Genomic DNA, 18,450 nt, shown 5'->3' with positions numbered 1-18,450 from the left:
GCAACATGTTCCATTGATAACCATTTCTGAGTCAATACAAAATGGCGCTAAAAATGTCGTATAAGTCGATTTGTCTTGGTCTTCTTTTCTTCCGGGCGTTCTCTGGTAACGGTTTTATCTTGTTAAATTCTTCTTCACGGATGTCGCTTAAGTATTTTTTTTCATCCTCTCGATTTACAGTAAAACAGATAAAATTTAAAAAAAATTTCGAACAGGCTCTAACGCTCTCACTGTTCTATCGATCATGTGCCATTCGTGATCCCCTCTTTTTTTAAAACGCTAAGATGGCGTCTATACCCAAGTGAAATCAAGATGCAGGATTTAGCGCCTGGAAATTATCGTTTAAGCGAGATACCAGAGAACTTGCCATTTGTGGTAGCTTCACCTCAAAGAAGTTTAAGATATCGTTCTTAAAACTCTGTTTAGATGGGTAATATCTATTGTTTCGTGTTTGCTCATTCATCACCTTCCACAATCGCTCTATCGGGTTTAGATTCGGGCTATACGGCGGAAGGTAATGAAGCTGGATATTCAACGTAAGCGCGGCGTCTTGCACAAGCTGTGAACGGTGATAGCCTGCACCCTCGAGGATCACATGTGCCGTTGTCGTGATGGGATAATGCGCGCGAATGGCAGACAGGAAGTGAACCACATTTTCGCTGTTAATCGTCTCATCATCACGGATTATGGGGTTAGCCACATTCTGGATGTTCAAGGCTCCCATGATATTCAACCGCGTTCTGCTCCCGGTGGTCTCTATCGTTTTATCCTGGCCTTTTCGTATCCAGCCGTAGCTTATTTTGGTGGCTTGTGTCGGATGAACGGCATCAATAAACAGTATGGGGTCATTACCCGCGGCGTCTTTCAATTCGCTGTAGGTCTTTATAAATTGCGGCTGTTTCTCAACGGCAAATTTATGCGGAACACCTTTCGGCTTTTTATAGCTAAAGCCATGCTGCTTCAACCCTTTATACAGACCTGATACGGTAAAGGTGATGTTCCAGCGTCCAGCGATATACGCCACAATTTGGTGATTGTGGTGGTAGAGCTGCTGGGTGAGATGTTCAACCAGCGACGTGGTCTGTTCCGCATTGAGATAGCCATCGGAGCCGCCATTTTCAGGCTTGAGCTTGTTGAGTTTATGATAGTCTGTAAGGTGGCGCCGCACCGTGGTTTCATTAATGAGCTGTGAGTGAGCAATCATAGGGGGAGTCCAGCCGTCTGCGGACAACAAAACACACCGGATCCTGTCACAGACACGGCGGTCATGGCTTTGACGATGTTGGGCTTCGAGGGTAATTTTCTGGTCAGCAGTCAGCTCTATTTTCATGGCTATGAGCATGATCCTTATCGACTTCAAAATCAAGCATCTTCATTGATCACGGGTATACACCGTCTTCCAAGGTCCAAATTCAGGGGGCAAATCACGCCACGGGGCGCCTGTCTACGACTGTAGTACTCGTAAGGTCCTGCGAGCAGCTGGGGGGAGGTTTCCACGGTCTATTCACCACTTTATTTACACTAAATATTCCGTTGACTTTCGTTACAATAAGCGCTCGTTTCTCTGATGAGTAAAATTTATTGTGTTATTACTAGTTATTACTACCTTGATATGGGCGTTTTCTTTTAGCCTCGTTGGCGAGTATCTAGCTGGACAGGTGGATAGCTGGTTCTCTGCGCTGATACGTGTAGGCTTGGCAGCTTTGGTTTTTTTACCATTTCTACGCTGGCGTCATCTTACCCTACGAGTGATTTTGTTTTACATGGTGGTAGGTGCTATTCAACTAGGTATAATGTACCTGTTTAGTTTCCGTGCTTATCTTTATTTATCAGTACCAGAGTTTCTATTGTTTACCGTAATGACTCCGTTATATGTGACACTGATTTACGATTTACTTAAACGTCAGCATTTACAGCGGAGTTATGTACTGAGTGCGTTATTGGCAGTGCTTGGTGCGGTAATTATCCGTTATGATCACCTAAGTGAGCACTTCTGGCTAGGGCTACTACTAGTACAGGCTGCTAATCTCTGTTTTGCTATCGGGCAGGTGGGTTATAAACGCCTGATGGAAGTGTATCCGATACCGCAACATGTCGCGTTTTCTTGGTTTTACCTCGGAGCATTAGTGATAACTTTTTTCGCTTGGTTTCTCTTTGGTGATCTCCAGAAATTACCCACTACCCAGATTCAATGGGGGATTTTACTATGGCTAGGTATCATTGCTTCGGCATTAGGTTATTTTATGTGGAATTATGGTGCCACTCAGGTGGACGCGGGTACCTTGGGTATCATGAATAATATGCATATTCCTGCGGGATTGTTAGTGAACTTTGCTCTTTGGCAACAACAGCCTAATTGGTCTCATTTTGTTATCGGAGGGGGATTGATTATGGTTTCATTGTGGATTCACCAGCGTTACATCGTTCAACGTCCATAATAAACGGTGCTGTATAGTCATTTAGTGGGACTGATTTGCATTAACACTGCTCGTATTGATTTTTTTTACCTAAAAATATTCGGAATAGTTTTTTTTTCAAATTAAGGGTTGCAGGTTGAGATAAACTCCCTATAATGCGCCTCCACTGACGTAAGGTGATTTAACGAACCTTCGCAGTAGCTCTTTAACAATTAATCAGACAATCTGTGTGGGCACTGGCAATATGCTATCGCTTGGTTTTGAAAAAGACTGGGCAAAAGCAAGAATAAAGTGCTGAAGAATGTATGAATCCGTGATCGTTTTGTTTTTTACTGCAAAGTGGTTGAGGCTGATTTCATATTGAAGCGCAGAGCAGTAAATAAAATTGAAGAGTTTGATCATGGCTCAGATTGAACGCTGGCGGCAGGCCTAACACATGCAAGTCGAGCGGCATCGGGAAGGTAGCTTGCTATCTTTGCCGGCGAGCGGCGGACGGGTGAGTAAAGTCTGGGGATCTGCCTGATGGAGGGGGATAACTACTGGAAACGGTAGCTAATACCGCATGATGTTACGCGACCAAAGCGGGGGACCTCCGGGCCTCGCGCCATCAGATGAACCCAGATGGGATTAGCTAGTAGGAGAGGTAATGGCTCCCCTAGGCGACGATCCCTAGCTGGTCTGAGAGGATAACCAGCCACACTGGAACTGAGAGACGGTCCAGACTCCTACGGGAGGCAGCAGTGGGGAATATTGCACAATGGGCGCAAGCCTGATGCAGCCATGCCGCGTGTGTGAAGAAGGCCTTCGGGTTGTAAAGCACTTTCAGCGAGGAGGAATGAAGCAATGCAAAGAGTGTTGCTAATGGACGTTACTCGCAGAAGAAGCACCGGCTAACTCCGTGCCAGCAGCCGCGGTAATACGGAGGGTGCGAGCGTTAATCGGAATTACTGGGCGTAAAGGGCACGTAGGCGGTTTCTTAAGTCAGATGTGAAATCCCCGAGCTTCACTTGGGAACGGCATTTGAAACTGAGAGTCTAGAGTTTTGTAGAGGGGGGTAGAATTCCAGGTGTAGCGGTGAAATGCGTAGATATCTGGAGGAATACCGGTGGCGAAGGCGGCCCCCTGGACAGAGACTGACGCTGAGGTGCGAAAGCGTGGGTAGCAAACAGGATTAGATACCCTGGTAGTCCACGCTGTAAACGATGTCGATTTGTAGGTTGTGGTTATAAACTGTGGCTTGCGGAGCAAACGCGTTAAATCGACCGCCTGGGGAGTACGGCCGCAAGGTTAAAACTCAAATGAATTGACGGGGGCCCGCACAAGCGGTGGAGCATGTGGTTTAATTCGATGCAACGCGAAGAACCTTACCTACTCTTGACATCCAGAGGAGTCGACAGAGATGTTGACGTGCCCTTCGGGGAGCTTTGAGACAGGTGCTGCATGGCTGTCGTCAGCTCGTGTTGTGAAATGTTGGGTTAAGTCCCGCAACGAGCGCAACCCTTATCTTTTGTTGCCAGCACGTAGAGGTGGGAACTCAAGAGAGACTGCCGGTGATAAACCGGAGGAAGGTGGGGATGACGTCAAGTCATCATGGCCCTTACGAGTAGGGCTACACACGTGCTACAATGGCGTATACAAAGAGAAGCGAGCCTGCGAGGGTGAGCGGACCTCATAAAGTACGTCGTAGTCCGGATTGGAGTCTGCAACTCGACTCCATGAAGTCGGAATCGCTAGTAATCGTGGATCAGAATGCTACGGTGAATACGTTCCCGGGCCTTGTACACACCGCCCGTCACACCATGGGAGTGTTTTGCAAAAGAAGTAGGTAGCTTAACCTTTGGGATGGCGCTTACCACTTTGTGAACCATGACTGGGGTGAAGTCGTAACAAGGTAACCGTAGGGGAACCTGCGGTTGGATCACCTCCTTACCTGAAGATAGGTATTGCGTGGTGTCCACACAGATTGTCTGATGAAGTAATGAGTGTTTTTTATAGAAAAAGCGAGCCGAGCTAAGGAATTGGTTTGGTTTTGTACCTTGTTGGGTCTGTAGCTCAGGTGGTTAGAGCGCACCCCTGATAAGGGTGAGGTCGGTGGTTCAAGTCCACTCAGACCCACCAACAGGCTCCGATGTTGCGTTAGTATGGTATTTATTGTGCCATCAAGGGTTACGTCTCTGCGTTTTGCTTGGGGAGCTGTTGCGATGAGGTCGTCGCTTTTTTTATACGTTGCATGGGGCTATAGCTCAGCTGGGAGAGCGCCTGCCTTGCACGCAGGAGGTCAGCGGTTCGATCCCGCTTAGCTCCACCATGTAAAACCGTTTCAGAATATATTGATGCTGCAAGGTGGAAATGTATTGTGGAACAGTTGCTCTTTAATAATCTGGAACAAGCTGAAGCTGAGGCGATGAAGTCATGCGTGATGAAAATTAGGCGTGTGTCGTTGTGAGAACTCAGTACCCGAAGACAATTTCGGGTTGTAAGGTTAAGTAATGAAGCGTACAGGGCGGATGCCTAGGCAGTCAGAGGCGAAGAAGGGCGTGCAAATCTGCGAAAAGCGTCGGTAAGCTGATATGAAGCGAGAGAGCCGACGATCCCCGAATGGGGCAACCCAGTGCAATAAGTTGCACTATCGTTAGATGAATAAATAGTTTAACGAGGCGAACCGGGGGAACTGAAACATCTAAGTACCCCGAGGAAAAGAAATCAACCGAGATTCCCCTAGTAGCGGCGAGCGAGGGGGGAGCAGCCCAGAGTGTGTATTGTTAAGAGTGGTTAGGGGAATGACCTGGAAAGGTCGGCGATAAAGGGTGATAGCCCCGTACCTAAAAATGCGCTGACATTGCACTCAAAGAGTAGAGCGGGACACGAGAAATCCTGTTTGAAGACGGGGGGCCCATCCTCCAAGGCTAAATACTCCTGACTGACCGATAGTGAACCAGTACCGTGAGGGAAAGGCGAAAAGAACCCCGGCGAGGGGAGTGAAAGAGACCCTGAAACCCTGTACGTACAAGCAGTGGGAGCCTTGAATAGGGTGACTGCGTACCTTTTGTATAATGGGTCAGCGACTTATATTTTGTAGCAAGGTTAACCGTTTAGGGGAGCCGTAGGGAAACCGAGTCTGAATAGGGCGACGAGTTGCAAGGTATAGACCCGAAACCCGGTGATCTAGCCATGAGCAGGTTGAAGATAGGTTAACGCCCGTTGGAGGACCGAACCGACTTATGTTGAAAAATGAGCGGATGACTTGTGGCTGGGGGTGAAAGGCCAATCAAACCGGGAGATAGCTGGTTCTCCCCGAAAGCTATTTAGGTAGCGCCTCGTGAGATTATCTTCGGGGGTAGAGCACTGTTTCGGCTAGGGGGCCATCCCGGCTTACCACCCCGATGCAAACTGCGAATACCGAAGAATATATCACGGGAGACACACGGCGGGTGCTAACGTCCGTCGTGAAGAGGGCAACAACCCAGACCGCCAGCTAAGGTCCCGAAGTCATGGTTAAGTGGGAAACGAAGTGGGAAGGCGAAGACAGCCAGGATGTTGGCTTAGAAGCAGCCATCATTAAAAGAAAGCGTAATAGCTCACTGGTCGAGTCGGCCTGCGCGGAAGATGTAACGGGGCTAAACCATGCACCGAAGCTGCGGCAGTGGTGATTACAGATGTAATGACTGTTGGGTAGGGGAGCGTTCTGTAAGCCGCAGAAGGTGAATAGAGATGTTCACTGGAGGTATCAGAAGTGCGAATGCTGACATAAGTAACGATAAAGCGGGTGAAAAACCCGCTCGCCGAAAGACCAAGGGTTCCTGTCCAACGTTAATCGAGGCAGGGTGAGTCGACCCCTAAGGCGAGGCTGAAAAGCGTAGTCGATGGGCAACAGGTTAATATTCCTGTACAGTTTGTTATGACGAAGTGGTGACGGAGAAGGCTATGTTATCCGGGAGACGGTTTACCCGGTTCAATCGTGTAGGGAGTGCAGTTAGGCAAATCCGGCGGCACACAATCTTGAGGCGAGATGAGGAGGTACGTAAGGTACGTAAGTAACAGATGCCCGGCTTCCAGGAAAAGCCACTAAGTGAGATGTAACAGACGATCGTACCCGAAACCGACACAGGTGGTCAGGTAGAGCATACTAAGGCGCTTGAGAGAACTCGGGTGAAGGAACTAGGCAAAATGGTGCCGTAACTTCGGGAGAAGGCACGCTGATGTAGGTGAGGCACTGAGAACGTGCTGAGCGTATGTGAGTCGCAGAGACCAGCTGGCTGCAACTGTTTATTAAAAACACAGCACTGTGCCAACACGCAAGTGGACGTATACGGTGTGACGCCTGCCCGGTGCCGGAAGGTTAATTGATGGTGTAATCTGCGAGGAGAAGCGCTTGATCGAAGCCCCGGTAAACGGCGGCCGTAACTATAACGGTCCTAAGGTAGCGAAATTCCTTGTCGGGTAAGTTCCGACCTGCACGAATGGCGTAATGATGGCCAGGCTGTCTCCACCCGAGACTCAGTGAAATTGAACTCGCTGTGAAGATGCAGTGTACCCGCGGCAAGACGGAAAGACCCCGTGAACCTTTACTATAGCTTGACACTGGGACTTGAGAACTAATGTGTAGGATAGGTGGGAGGCGACGAGATGTGGACGCCAGTTTGCATGGAGCCGTTGTTGAAATACCACTCTTTATTTTTTGATTTTCTAACTTAGCGCCGTGACCCGGCGCAAGGACAGTGTCTGGTGGGTAGTTTGACTGGGGCGGTCTCCTCCTAAAGCGTAACGGAGGAGCACGAAGGTTAGCTAATCACGGTCGGACATCGTGAGGATAGTGCAAAGGCATAAGCTAGCTTGACTGCGAGAGTGACGGCTCGAGCAGGTACGAAAGTAGGTCTTAGTGATCCGGTGGTTCTGAATGGAAGGGCCATCGCTCAACGGATAAAAGGTACTCCGGGGATAACAGGCTGATACCGCCCAAGAGTTCATATCGACGGCGGTGTTTGGCACCTCGATGTCGGCTCATCACATCCTGGGGCTGAAGTAGGTCCCAAGGGTATGGCTGTTCGCCATTTAAAGTGGTACGCGAGCTGGGTTTAGAACGTCGTGAGACAGTTCGGTCCCTATCTGCCGTGGGCGTAGGAAGATTGAGGGGGTCTGCTGCTAGTACGAGAGGACCGGAGTGGACGCATCGCTGGTGTACGGGTTGTCATGCCAATGGCATAGCCTGGTAGCTAAATGCGGAAGAGATAACCGCTGAAAGCATCTAAGCGGGAAACTTGCCCCGAGATGATTCTTCCCAGAGATAGTAATCTCCGAAGGGACGTTTAAGACGAAGACGTAGATAGGCTGGGTGTGTAATTGCAGTGATGCATTGAGCTAACCAGTACTAATGACCCAGGAGTCTTAACCTTACAACACCGAAGTTGTTTTATGTTGATTCAGCTTGCTTCTAGAAGCAGACATGTTGAGAGAAAGAATTTGCCTGGCGGCCCTAGCGCGATGGTCCCACCTGATCCCATTCCGAACTCAGAAGTGAAACATTGTAGCGCCGATGGTAGTGTGGGGTTTCCCCATGCGAGAGTAGGACACTGCCAGGCATCCATTTTAATTTATCAATGCGCTGATATAGCTCAGCCGGTAGAGCACACCCTTGGTAAGGGTGAGGTCCTCAGTTCAAATCTGGGTATCAGCACCAGTGGTTTTGATTGATCTTGCTAAAAGAATTTACTTGGTGATAGTAGCGCGCTGGGACTACCTGAATCCATGCCGAACTCATAAGTGAAACACTGTAGCGCCGGTGGTAGTGTGGTGTGTCCCCATGTGAGATCGCCAAGCTACTAATAAGAAATAAAACCCTGCGTGAGAGCGCGGGGTTTTGTTTTACTGTTTGGCGATAATGTATCTGTTCTCCGCATCTAATTCAGTATCTAAAGTGATCGGCATATTTGGTATTAATTTGCCCGAAAGTATTTTTTGTGCCAGGGGATTTTCGATTTCTCTCTGAATGGCTCGTTTTAATGGTCGTGCACCATAGATAGGGTCAAAGCCCGTCTTGCTCAATAATTCTAATGCAGATTCACTCATGTTGACCTGGTGATAACCTTGTTCTGCTAAACGTTGATATAATCGTTGCAGCTGTATTTGCACGATAGACGTTAAATGTGTTTTTTCTAGCGGATGAAAAATAATGAGTTCGTCTATACGGTTGATAAACTCAGGACGGAAATGCTTACCCACGATTTCCATGACCATATTTTTTATTTTAGCGAAGTCCATTTGAGTGGAATATTCTTGAATTAACTCCGAACCTAAGTTAGATGTCATAATAACCACAGTGTTACGAAAATCGACGGTTTTCCCTTGTCCGTCAGTTAAGCGACCATCATCCAATACTTGTAATAAGATATTGAATACATCGGGGTGTGCTTTTTCTACTTCATCGAGCAAGATGACAGAATAGGGGCGACGGCGTACTGCTTCTGTTAGATAACCTCCTTCCTCGTAGCCGATATAACCAGGAGGTGCTCCAAGTAAGCGTGATATCGAATGTTTCTCCATAAATTCGGACATATCAATCCGTACTATGGCATCGTCACTCTGGAACAAAAAAGCGGCGAGCGCTTTGCATAATTCCGTTTTACCGACCCCAGTTTGACCGAGAAATAGGAAAGAACCGATGGGGCGACTAGGATCTGCCAAACCGCTACGACTCCGCCGAATTGCATTGGATACTGCTTCGACCGCCTCGTTTTGACCAATGACTCGTTTGTGTAGATCCCGTTCCATGTGCAATAGTTTACTTCGCTCACTTTCCATCATGCGGGATACTGGGATCCCTGTCCAACGTGCTAATATTTCGGCAATTTCAACGTCAGTGACCCGATTACGTAGCAGTTTTATGGTTTTGTTTTCTAGCTGAGTGGCTGCGGTGAGTTTTTTTTCTAATTCTGGGATCTTACCGTACTGGAGTTCGGACATCTGTGCTAAATTGCCGATACGCCGAGCTTGCTCTAAGGTAATTTTGGCTTGCTCTAATTCTGTCTTGATATTTTGAGTGCCAATCAATGAAGCTTTTTCGGCTTTCCACTCTTCTTCAAGTGTCGAATACTCAAGCTCTTTTTGTTCTAATTCGCCATTGAGTATTTCCAACCGCTTTTTGCTGGCCTCATCAGATTCCTTCATTAACGCTTGTTTTTCCAATTTTAATTGAATAATCCGACGATCTAATCGATCGAGTGATTCGGGTTTCGAATCTATCTGCATACGTATACTGGAACCTGCTTCATCAATCAGGTCGATGGCTTTGTCGGGTAGTCGGCGATCTGTAATATAGCGGTGTGATAGGGTTGCTGCTGCCACAATTGCCGGATCAGTGATTTGTACATGATGGTGTAATTCATAGCGTTCTTTCAAACCACGCAAAATGGCAATAGTGTTTTCTACGCTGGGTTCGTCAACATAAACTTGTTGAAAGCGGCGTTCTAAAGCAGCGTCTTTTTCGATATATTCGCGGTATTCATCTAGGGTGGTGGCACCCACGCAATGTAACTCACCTCGAGCTAGCGCCGGTTTTAGCATATTGCCGGCATCCATCGCACCATCACTTTTCCCTGCACCGACCATAGTATGCAACTCGTCGATAAACAAGATCACGTTGCCTTCTTGCTTCATTAGCTCGTTAAGTAATCCTTTCAATCGTTCTTCAAAATCACCACGGTATTTGGTACCTGCTACTAGTGTTCCCATATCTAGTGACAGTACTCGTTTATTTTTTAGACCTTCTGGTACTTCACCATTAATAATACGTAGTGCTAAGCCTTCGACAATGGCAGTTTTGCCGACACCCGGTTCTCCAATGAGTACTGGATTATTTTTGGTTCGACGTTGTAATACTTGGATGGTACGACGAATTTCTTCATCTCGACCGATAAGTGGGTCAAGTTTGCCTTGTTCAGCGCGTTCGGTTAGGTCGATGGTAAATTTTTTCAAAGCCTGGTATTGATCTTCTGCTTTAGGACTGTTCATTTTATTACCACCACGGATATTCTCAATAGCTTTAGTTATTTTTTCTATTGAAGTACCTGCTGTCTTTAACAGATCAGCTAAGGTACCCTGTTTTTCAAGTGCTGCTAAAACGAATATTTCGGAAGAGATATATTTATCCGCTCGTTTTTGTGCACATTTATCGCAAAGGTTGAATACTTGTATCAGATCTTTTGATATTTGCACATTGCCGTCAGTACCGTTAACCTGTGGAATTTTTTCTAAAGCATGATCGATTTTAATATTCAAATCGTCGGTATTAATACCGATGCAAGAGAGCAAGGGTAAAACTGTTCCTCCATCTTGATTGAGTAAAGCACTCATTACATGGAGTGGTTCAATAAATTGATGATCACGACCGATGGCTAAAGAGTTAGCCTCAGAGAGGGCAGATTGGAATTTTTCGGTAAGACGATCCGGATGCATAATACTTCCTCATCGGTTGGAATTTATACTAGAAATAAAGTAAGGTCATCCCTCAAATTTTCAAGGTTATCTTAGAGTATATTCCGAGTTATTGATTATGCTTTATAGAGCCTGTTCGGGATCTATTGCGTTCGCTGATACTCGGTCATAAATAGGCTTAAACTGCGTATTTATTACTCAATTTGTATATAACAAAAGGTAACTGCGTTTTTTAGAGCGCAATAAGTCTAATAGATCAGTTAAATTTAGATCCTCCAAATTAAACTGGCCATACGTCCAGTAATAGCCTGACGTCTATAAGAAAAAAATTGCTGTGATTCAGTCATGGTACAGCGGTTCCCATCGTAAATAGCGTGAATACCGCTGGTTTGTAGCCGTAACCGTGCCAGCAAATAAATATCGGCAAAATATTTAGTGCCGTAGGGGGTAAAAGCGAGTGTAGATTGTTCATCAACATTAATAAATGTTTGTTTGACTTCTTCACCTACAATAAATTGCTGTGCGCTAATCGCCGCGCCTAGCCAGGCAATTATAGTGTCCGGTTTAGCGTGAAATTGCGCCAAAGTATTTTCAAGCACACCAGCGCATAAACCACGCCACCCGGCATGAACCGCAGCAATTTCATTGCCGTCTAATGAACAAAGCAGCACTGGCAGGCAATCTGCTGTCATGACGGCACAAATCTGTCCTCGCGTGTTGCTATATACGGCATCTGCTTGCAGATCTAGACTTGATGGGGGAGAGTGGGTCAGATGAAGTACATGGGTGCCGTGTACCTGATGGGGCCAGATGGGTATTTGGGGTAATTTGGCTAGTATTTTCAGGCGTTGGCGGTTTGCCGCTACACTAGCAGGATCATCACCGACTTGAGTGCTTAAATTTAACGAATCATAGGGAGACTGACTGACGCCACCATGACGTGTGGTACTATAGGCTTTGATGTTAACAGGTACCGGCCAATCAGGGATTATGAGAAAACTCATTATGGATCCATTTGATCTTTAAATGCTTCTTTATCGGCCTGGAGTGCGGTGATTAAAGTAACCATATCTTCTGGCAAAGCCGCGTGCCATTCCATTTGAATCCCGCTAATAGGATGATACAGACGCAACATTGTGGCATGTAGTGCCTGACGATCAAAACTACGTAGTGTATTGATAAAGAGATCGGATGCGCCTTTAGGATGACGTGATCGACCGCCGTACAGTGGATCGCCTACCAATGAATGTTGAATATAGGACATATGAACACGGATTTGATGAGTTCGCCCGGTTTCCAAACGTAGTCGCAAGCGAGTATGTGCGCGAAAATGCTCCATAATGCGATAATGTGTAACTGCGGGTTTGCCCGTTGGATGTACCGCCATGTGAGTGCGCTTGGTCGGGTGGCGTGCGATTGGTTTCTCGACCATGCCTCCTGATGTCATATTGCCGATAGCAATGGCTTCATATTCCCGTATGATCTTATGCTCTTGTAATGCTTGTACCAAATGAGTCTGTGCAGGTATGGTTTTGGCGACGACCATTAAACCTGTAGTGTCTTTATCCAAACGATGGACGATACCCGCACGCGGGACGTCGACGATTGCCGGATAAGAGTGTAGTAAAGCATTTAGCATAGTGCCATCGAGATTGCCTGCGCCAGGATGGACGACTAAGCCACGAGGCTTATTAATTACCAAAATGTCGTTATCCTCATATACAATATCCAAAAAAATTGCTTGAGGTATCCAACGGGTATCCTCTTTGGTTTGAGCGTCAATGCTGATAAGTTCGCTACCTAAGACCCTTTCTTTGGGTTTATTGATTTTTTTGCCATTGACCATGACTTGGCCTGCCAAAATCCATTTTTTTATGCGTGATCTTGAATAATCTGGGAACAATTCGGCTAAAGCCTGATCTAACCGTTGTCCAAGCTGTGATTCAGCCACCGTTGTGTTAAGTTGTAATTTTTTTGCCATGTGCAGTTTCTTTTGTTAGCGTTGAGTTTTGACGGCAGAGCCGTTTAATATAATAGACTTCTTGCGAAATGGTATAGAGAAGTCTAATGTGCTGCTGTGTTTACATCTTTATCGGACACTTAATTGGTTAGTCTCTGATAATAACACTTTGAGGATAATCAAAACGTAATGATGCGTATGACATATCTGGTGGCAGTCGCCACACTGAGCTTGCTGCTTATGGGGTGTTCCAGCAACAAAGACAGGGTTCCTGAAAAACCGCCTGCTGAGCTTTATGCTGATGCTCAAAAAAAATTGCAAAACGGTAACTTTGGAGGAGCTATTACGCAACTAGAAGCATTAGATAGTCGCTATCCTTTTGGCCCCTATTCTCAACAGGTACACTTTGATTTAATTTACGCTTATTACAAATCTGCTGATCTGTCGATGGCGCAAGCTTTTATCGATCGCTTTATACGTCTTAACCCCACACATCCTAATAGTGATTATATCTTGTATATGCGTGGTTTGACTGATATGGCACTGGATGACAGTGTGTTACAAGGTCTTTTCGGGATTGACCGTTCAGATCGTGATCCAATATATGCACTAGCCGCATTCCGCGATTTCAATCAGTTACTACGGAACTATCCGCACAGTCAATATGCGCCGGATGGTCAAAAACGGCTACTATACATAGTAAATCGTTTGGCGAAGCATGAATTAGCAGTCGCGCAATACTACACTAGGCGGGGGGCTTATGTCGCTGTTGTTAATCGCATAGAACAAATGTTACAGGATTATCCTGATACACAGGCAACCCGTCATGCTTTGCCTCTGATGGAAAATGCCTATAGACAGCTGCAATTAAATGAACAAGCCGATAAAGTTGCTCACTTGATTTCTGCTAATCCTACGGAAAGCGTCTTGACGGAAAATTTCTAGTTTATTGATAATTAGATAAAAAATTAAATTTATTGAGTAGTAAAGCAAAGTTTTGGCTGTTTAACGCTTAAATATCATAGATATGCTAGAATGCTTCAAGGTGACTACCGGCAATGTAGCAGCAAGGGTAAGGATAAAGGATTGAAATGGCATACTCGGTATAAGTAAGGAACCAAGCAAATGGGCAGGTTCTAGGCTGGATGTGGGAGCCTAGCATGACGATTTCAAATAGGTTTTAGGGCGGAATAGGTGTTAACTGAAAGTATTTTCTTGTTGGATAATATAACTTGAAATATCCTGCGTTGCCCTTATATATGTAGCAACTCAATATTTTCCAGAGGTTATCATGATCGCTAGCAAATTTGGTATTGGTCAGCAAGTTCGCCATAAACTACTTGACTACTTAGGGGTGGTGATTGATATCGATCCTGAATATTCACTCGAACAACCGCAACCCGATGATTTAGCGAGTAATGATAATTTACGCTTATCTCCTTGGTATCATGTAGTGATGGAAGATGACGATGGGCATCCTATTCATACCTATCTGGCAGAAATTCAGCTAGCTTATGAAGCATCAGAGGCACACCCTGAACAGCCTTCGTTGGATGAATTAGCAGCGTCTATCCGTGGTCAGTTGCAAGCTCCTCGTTTACGCAACTGACTATTTTCTATGAAAAGCCGACTAATGTGAGTCGGCTTTTTGGCGTTCTGCGCTTTCTGTTCTTCAGATTCTATTTTTTAGGGCAGAGGTAGCAGTTGCTTAATGAGAAATGACAAAATGAGCGATAAACTGACTTCCCTGCGTCAATTGACAACTGTCGTTGCTGATACTGGGGATATTGCGGCGATAAAGCGCTACACACCACAGGATGCAACTACTAACCCTTCTCTGATCTTGAATGCGGCTCAGCTCCCTGAATACCGTAAACTTATCGATAAGGCTATCGTTTGGGCGCGTCGTAACAGTCGCGATCACTGTCAGCAACTTATTGATGTTGTCGATAAGCTGGCAGTAAATATTGGTTTGGAAATTTTGCAGCTGATCCCCGGTCGTATTTCTACTGAGGTGGATGTACGCCTCTCTTATGATACACAAGCCAGTGTAATGAGAGCAAAACGACTGATTGAGCTTTATAACGAAGCGGGTATTAGTAACGACCGTATTTTAATCAAACTCGCTGCTACTTGGCAGGGTATCCGTGCTGCGGAACAATTGGAAGAAGTAGGCATAAACTGTAACTTGACGCTCCTGTTTTCGTTTGCGCAGGCGCGCGCTTGTGCTGAGGCGGGTGTTTACCTGATCTCGCCTTTTGTTGGTCGTATTTTGGACTGGCATAAAGCGCATGGTGATCAAAAAGAATTTGCGCCGGATAATGATCCTGGTGTGATTTCTGTCACGAAAATTTATCAGTATTACAAACAACATGGTTATACTACTGTGGTGATGGGAGCGAGCTTCCGTAATATAGATGAAATTATCGGACTGGCGGGTTGTGATCGTCTGACCATTGCACCAGGACTATTACAGGAGCTTGCTGATAGCACTGGTGCTTTAGAACGTAAATTGGTGTATGGCGGTGAAAAGCAACCGGAACCTGTGCCACTAACCGAAGCTGAATTCTATTGGCAGCACAGTCAAGACACAATGGCGCTTAATAAATTGGCAGAGGGTATTGTTAAATTTGCAGAAGATCAGGGTAAACTAGAGCAAATGATTTCTGATCTGCTGAAAGCCTACTGATAAGATAATCTTTCAGCAGCGCCGCAATCCAGGATCTGTTCTAAGAGCTTGTTTCAAATTTTCTTGAGCGACGCTTAGACGAAGAAAAAATGGGCGGAAAAGCACAGTTTATTTTTTGTATGCAACAAAAAGGGAGTAAATGAGCATTTGAGCTCGTTTTTGGCGAGTTATTTGACTAAAACACGGCGAGCACAAGAGATTTCGAACAGGTTTTAACAACTTATGTGATCTTTCCCGACTATAAATCACTACCTGATTAGCAAGGAATCTAAGCTAGGTCTCCAATAATTATGCTTAAAATAAATAACTCATTGATTTTAAATTATTTTAATCCCAATGAGGGAATTATCTTTCCATATCAAAAAATGGCTTCAGTACTGGCTCCACCGAAATGACCGATTAGCATGGCTTAGCTTCCTTGCTAATCAGGAATCACTATGAACGTAAACAAAAACCAAATAGTAAGCTGGCGGCCGAGTGCGCCTATCGAAAATTTGCGGAAGCGTGCGGTAATCTTGACAGAGATACGGCGGTTTTTTGCTGATCGACATGTACTAGAAGTTGAAACGCCCGCTATGAGCCAGGCGAGTGTTACAGATGTTCATCTTTTTTCTTTTCAAACTCAATTGATTAGTTCAGGTGTGGCTGTCGGGCGGACGTTATATATGATGACCAGTCCAGAGTACCATATGAAACGTCTGCTGGCGGCAGGTAGTGGCTCGATCTATCAACTAGGGCGCAGCTTCCGCAATGAAGAATCGGGACGTCTCCATAATCCAGAATTTACCATGTTAGAGTGGTATCGCTTAGATTACGATATGATGCAGTTAATCAATGAGGTTGATGAGCTGTTACAGCGGATCCTGGACTGTGATGTTGCTGAGAAATTATCTTATCAGCAGGTTTTTCTAGACTATTTGGCCATTGATCCACTTGTTGCCAATATACAACAGCTCCGTGAAGCGGCGGCTAAGTTGAATCTAAACGATGCAGATAAAGAAGAAGACCCTGATACTCTGCTCCAGTTTTTATTTGTTGAAGGAATCGAACCACTCATCGGGCGCGATAAACCGGTCGTTATATATCATTATCCGGCGTCACAGGCTGCACTGGCAAAGATCAATGATAAGGACTGTCGGATTGCAGAACGTTTTGAGTTTTATTTCAAAGGAATAGAATTGGCCAATGGTTTTCACGAATTAACGAATTTTACTGAGCAACGGCAGCGTTTTGAGCAAGATAATCGTCGTCGGGTTGCTCGAAGTTTAACAGAATCTTTGATCGATGAAAATTTTATTGCCGCTTTACAATATGGTTTACCCGCCTGTTCTGGCGTAGCTCTGGGTGTTGATCGCCTGGTGATGCTAGCACTAAAAGCAACAAAATTAAGTGAAGTCATGGCTTTTACGGTCGAAAGAGCGTGATCTTTGCATGCTACACCATAATGTACTTACTCCGAGGATCAGAGTGATAATCCATAATGGCCAGGAACCGAAACGAACGTAGGGAGTCGTGCCAAAGGTGGGTGCTATTTTAACCTCTAATACTTGGCGAGTGAACTGAGGGATCTCCTCTAGTACTTTGCCGTTGGCTCCAACTGCAGCTGTAATGCCATTATTGGTGCTGCGTAGCAACGGGCGCCCTGTTTCCAAAGCTCGCATACGTGCCATTTGAAAGTGTTGCTGGGGTCCAATGGAGTGCCCAAACCAGGCGTCATTGGAGACGGTTAATAGAAAATCAGTATTTGGGCGGATATTATTTCTAATCTGCTGACCTAGGACGATTTCATAGCAAATAGCCATAGTTAAATTGAAACCGGCTACGTTAAGCGGTGGTTGTCGGTAATTGCCGCGGCTAAAAGAAGACATGGGCAGGTCAAAGAAGGGTGCCAGCGGACGCAGTAAACTTGCTAGTGGCACGAATTCGCCGAAAGGCACCAAATGATGTTTACTATAGCGTTGAGTTGTTGGGTACTGATAATGTTCTTTTCCTCCTAGTACAATGATATTGTTAAAGAAATGGTCGCCAGTTTTTGTATGGCGAGCATCGACAATACCACTGATAAGACTACTGTGATTAGCACGCATTAGCCGATCCATCATCGACAGGAAGGAGAGTTGATCGGTTTCAATATCGGGAATAGCGGTTTCTGGCCAGATAATAATAGGCGCTTTACCTACGTAAGGGCGAGTTTGATCCAGATAGATTTGTAGAATATTAGCTAAGGTCTTTGGATCCCATTTCATTGATTGGGCAATATTACCTTGTACCATAACGATGTTGACTGTTCGCTCTGGTTGTGGTGTGAACCAGGATAACTGGCGTAAAGGCCAAGGCAACAGCAAGAGCGCTAAAGCGATAATGGCAGCCGTAATACATCTTTTCTGACATGCATATACCAGTAAACCACTGATAGCGACTAGCATAAAAGTGATGCCATCAACACCTAAAATTGGTGCAATTCCCTGTAGCGAGCCGTTTATCTGGCTGTAACCAAATTGCAGCCATGGGAATCCGGTTAATACCCATCCCCGTAAAAATTCTGTGATTTGCCATAATACCGGTGCTCCCATTGCTAATCGCCACCAGGTCGCTTGAGGATACAGACGTGCCAATAGACCGGCAAATAATAGGGGATACAGAGAGAGATAGGCTGCCAGCAGCACCACTAGAAAAATATTTGTTGCCATTGGCATTCCGCCAAATTCGGCAATACTGACATAAACCCAATTAATGCCGCTGCCAAAAAGTCCCATTCCCCAAAAAAATCCGATCATCGCGGCCGGTGCGCTACGGCGATTGAGTGTTAGGCTGAGTAAACCAAATAAAGAAACAATAGCGGCAGGCCAAAAATCGAATGGGGAGAATGCAAGCGTACCACAAATCCCGAACAACAATGCCAGTAGCGCCCGTATCCACTGGCGTTCAAGTAATAAGGTGATGGCCATTAGAAT

General features: G+C 45.7%; 10 protein-coding genes, 3 tRNA genes, 4 rRNA genes and 1 pseudogene. 12 read left to right on the top strand and 6 right to left on the bottom strand.

The genetic code is table 11. The features are described 5' to 3' along the window. Window positions 1-307: 307 nt before the first annotated feature. Window positions 308-1,330, bottom strand: coding sequence for an IS630 family transposase (locus tag CCS41_RS04725; RefSeq protein ID WP_119797078.1), 1,023 nt, complete (start codon window positions 1,328-1,330; stop codon window positions 308-310). 42 nt (window positions 1,331-1,372) lie between these two features. Further along, window positions 1,373-1,441: pseudogene (locus CCS41_RS17625) on the bottom strand (hypothetical protein); the annotation flags it as partial. 142 nt (window positions 1,442-1,583) lie between these two features. On the opposite strand from CCS41_RS17625, the gene CCS41_RS04715 reads away from it, so the two are divergent. The 8 genes from CCS41_RS04715 (at window position 1,584) to rrf (CCS41_RS17895) (ending at window position 8,234) form a co-directional block, all read left to right on the top strand. Then, complete coding sequence (locus CCS41_RS04715; RefSeq protein WP_072551178.1) at window positions 1,584-2,438, top strand: carboxylate/amino acid/amine transporter; 855 nt, start codon at window positions 1,584-1,586, stop codon at window positions 2,436-2,438. 361 nt (window positions 2,439-2,799) lie between these two features. After that, window positions 2,800-4,346, top strand: a 16S ribosomal RNA gene (locus tag CCS41_RS04710). 112 nt (window positions 4,347-4,458) lie between these two features. After that, a tRNA-Ile gene (locus tag CCS41_RS04705) sits at window positions 4,459-4,535 on the top strand. A 114-nt stretch (window positions 4,536-4,649) separates the two neighbouring features. Continuing rightward, window positions 4,650-4,725: transfer RNA gene (locus CCS41_RS04700), tRNA-Ala, on the top strand. 172 nt (window positions 4,726-4,897) lie between these two features. Continuing rightward, window positions 4,898-7,810 (top strand): 23S ribosomal RNA (locus CCS41_RS04695). Window positions 7,811-7,880: 70 nt separating this feature from the next. Next, window positions 7,881-7,996: ribosomal RNA gene (gene rrf, locus CCS41_RS04690) — 5S ribosomal RNA — on the top strand. A 22-nt stretch (window positions 7,997-8,018) separates the two neighbouring features. Further along, window positions 8,019-8,094, top strand: a tRNA-Thr gene (locus tag CCS41_RS04685). Window positions 8,095-8,126: 32 nt separating this feature from the next. Then, window positions 8,127-8,234: ribosomal RNA gene (gene rrf, locus CCS41_RS17895) — 5S ribosomal RNA — on the top strand. Together the 16S, 23S and 5S rRNA genes with 3 tRNA genes alongside form the textbook arrangement of a ribosomal RNA operon. A gap of 45 nt (window positions 8,235-8,279) precedes the next feature. Here rrf (CCS41_RS17895) and clpB read toward each other — a convergent pair. The 3 genes from clpB to rluD form a co-directional block, all read right to left on the bottom strand. Next, a complete protein-coding gene (gene clpB / locus CCS41_RS04680) occupies window positions 8,280-10,868 on the bottom strand; it encodes an ATP-dependent chaperone ClpB (protein ID WP_072550501.1) in 2,589 nt (862 codons plus the stop codon). A gap of 245 nt (window positions 10,869-11,113) precedes the next feature. Then, on the bottom strand, window positions 11,114-11,851 hold the full coding sequence (gene yfiH / locus CCS41_RS04675) for a purine nucleoside phosphorylase YfiH (RefSeq protein WP_072550500.1): 738 nt from the start codon (window positions 11,849-11,851) through the stop codon (window positions 11,114-11,116). After that, window positions 11,851-12,828, bottom strand: a complete 978-nt coding sequence (gene rluD / locus CCS41_RS04670; RefSeq protein ID WP_072550499.1) for a 23S rRNA pseudouridine(1911/1915/1917) synthase RluD — start codon at window positions 12,826-12,828, stop codon at window positions 11,851-11,853. Before rluD ends, yfiH begins: the two co-directional genes overlap by 1 nt. 168 nt (window positions 12,829-12,996) lie before the next feature. Between rluD and bamD the strand changes: the two genes are divergently transcribed. The 4 genes from bamD to epmA all read left to right on the top strand — a co-directional run bounded on the left by bamD (window position 12,997) and on the right by epmA (window position 16,920). Next, window positions 12,997-13,752, top strand: a complete 756-nt coding sequence (gene bamD, locus CCS41_RS04665; protein ID WP_072550498.1) for an outer membrane protein assembly factor BamD — start codon at window positions 12,997-12,999, stop codon at window positions 13,750-13,752. Window positions 13,753-14,098: 346 nt separating this feature from the next. Continuing rightward, window positions 14,099-14,416, top strand: a complete 318-nt coding sequence (gene hspQ, locus CCS41_RS04660) for a heat shock protein HspQ (RefSeq protein WP_072550497.1) — start codon at window positions 14,099-14,101, stop codon at window positions 14,414-14,416. Between the two features lie 117 nt (window positions 14,417-14,533). Further along, window positions 14,534-15,496: a transaldolase gene (tal, locus tag CCS41_RS04655; RefSeq protein WP_072550505.1), complete on the top strand. Its 963-nt coding sequence runs from the start codon at window positions 14,534-14,536 to the stop codon at window positions 15,494-15,496. 437 nt (window positions 15,497-15,933) lie between these two features. Continuing rightward, window positions 15,934-16,920, top strand: coding sequence for an elongation factor P--(R)-beta-lysine ligase (gene epmA, locus CCS41_RS04650; RefSeq protein WP_072550496.1), 987 nt, complete (start codon window positions 15,934-15,936; stop codon window positions 16,918-16,920). Here epmA and lnt read toward each other — a convergent pair. Next, entirely contained in the window at window positions 16,882-18,444 is a 1,563-nt protein-coding gene (gene lnt / locus CCS41_RS04645; protein WP_072550495.1) for an apolipoprotein N-acyltransferase, read from the bottom strand. The two genes, epmA and lnt, sit on opposite strands and share 39 nt — an antisense overlap. Window positions 18,445-18,450 lie beyond the last annotated feature (6 nt).

The sequence above is a fragment of the Candidatus Fukatsuia symbiotica genome (assembly GCF_003122425.1).
GTDB classification, from domain to species: Bacteria; Pseudomonadota; Gammaproteobacteria; order Enterobacterales; family Enterobacteriaceae; genus Fukatsuia; species Fukatsuia symbiotica.
This window is presented reverse-complemented; position numbering and strand designations above follow the sequence as displayed.

Excerpts from the sequence above, each read along its gene's own strand:
- CCS41_RS04725 (WP_119797078.1), bottom strand. The coding sequence starts at position 1,330 with ATGAAAATAGAGCTGACTGCTGACCAGAAAATTACCCTCGAAGCCCAA.
- clpB (WP_072550501.1), bottom strand. The coding sequence starts at position 10,868 with ATGCATCCGGATCGTCTTACCGAAAAATTCCAATCTGCCCTCTCTGAG.
- yfiH (WP_072550500.1), bottom strand. The coding sequence starts at position 11,851 with ATGAGTTTTCTCATAATCCCTGATTGGCCGGTACCTGTTAACATCAAA.
- rluD (WP_072550499.1), bottom strand. The coding sequence starts at position 12,828 with ATGGCAAAAAAATTACAACTTAACACAACGGTGGCTGAATCACAGCTT.
- bamD (WP_072550498.1), top strand. The coding sequence starts at position 12,997 with ATGATGCGTATGACATATCTGGTGGCAGTCGCCACACTGAGCTTGCTG.
- hspQ (WP_072550497.1), top strand. The coding sequence starts at position 14,099 with ATGATCGCTAGCAAATTTGGTATTGGTCAGCAAGTTCGCCATAAACTA.
- tal (WP_072550505.1), top strand. The coding sequence starts at position 14,534 with ATGAGCGATAAACTGACTTCCCTGCGTCAATTGACAACTGTCGTTGCT.
- epmA (WP_072550496.1), top strand. The coding sequence starts at position 15,934 with ATGAACGTAAACAAAAACCAAATAGTAAGCTGGCGGCCGAGTGCGCCT.
- lnt (WP_072550495.1), bottom strand. The coding sequence starts at position 18,444 with ATGGCCATCACCTTATTACTTGAACGCCAGTGGATACGGGCGCTACTG.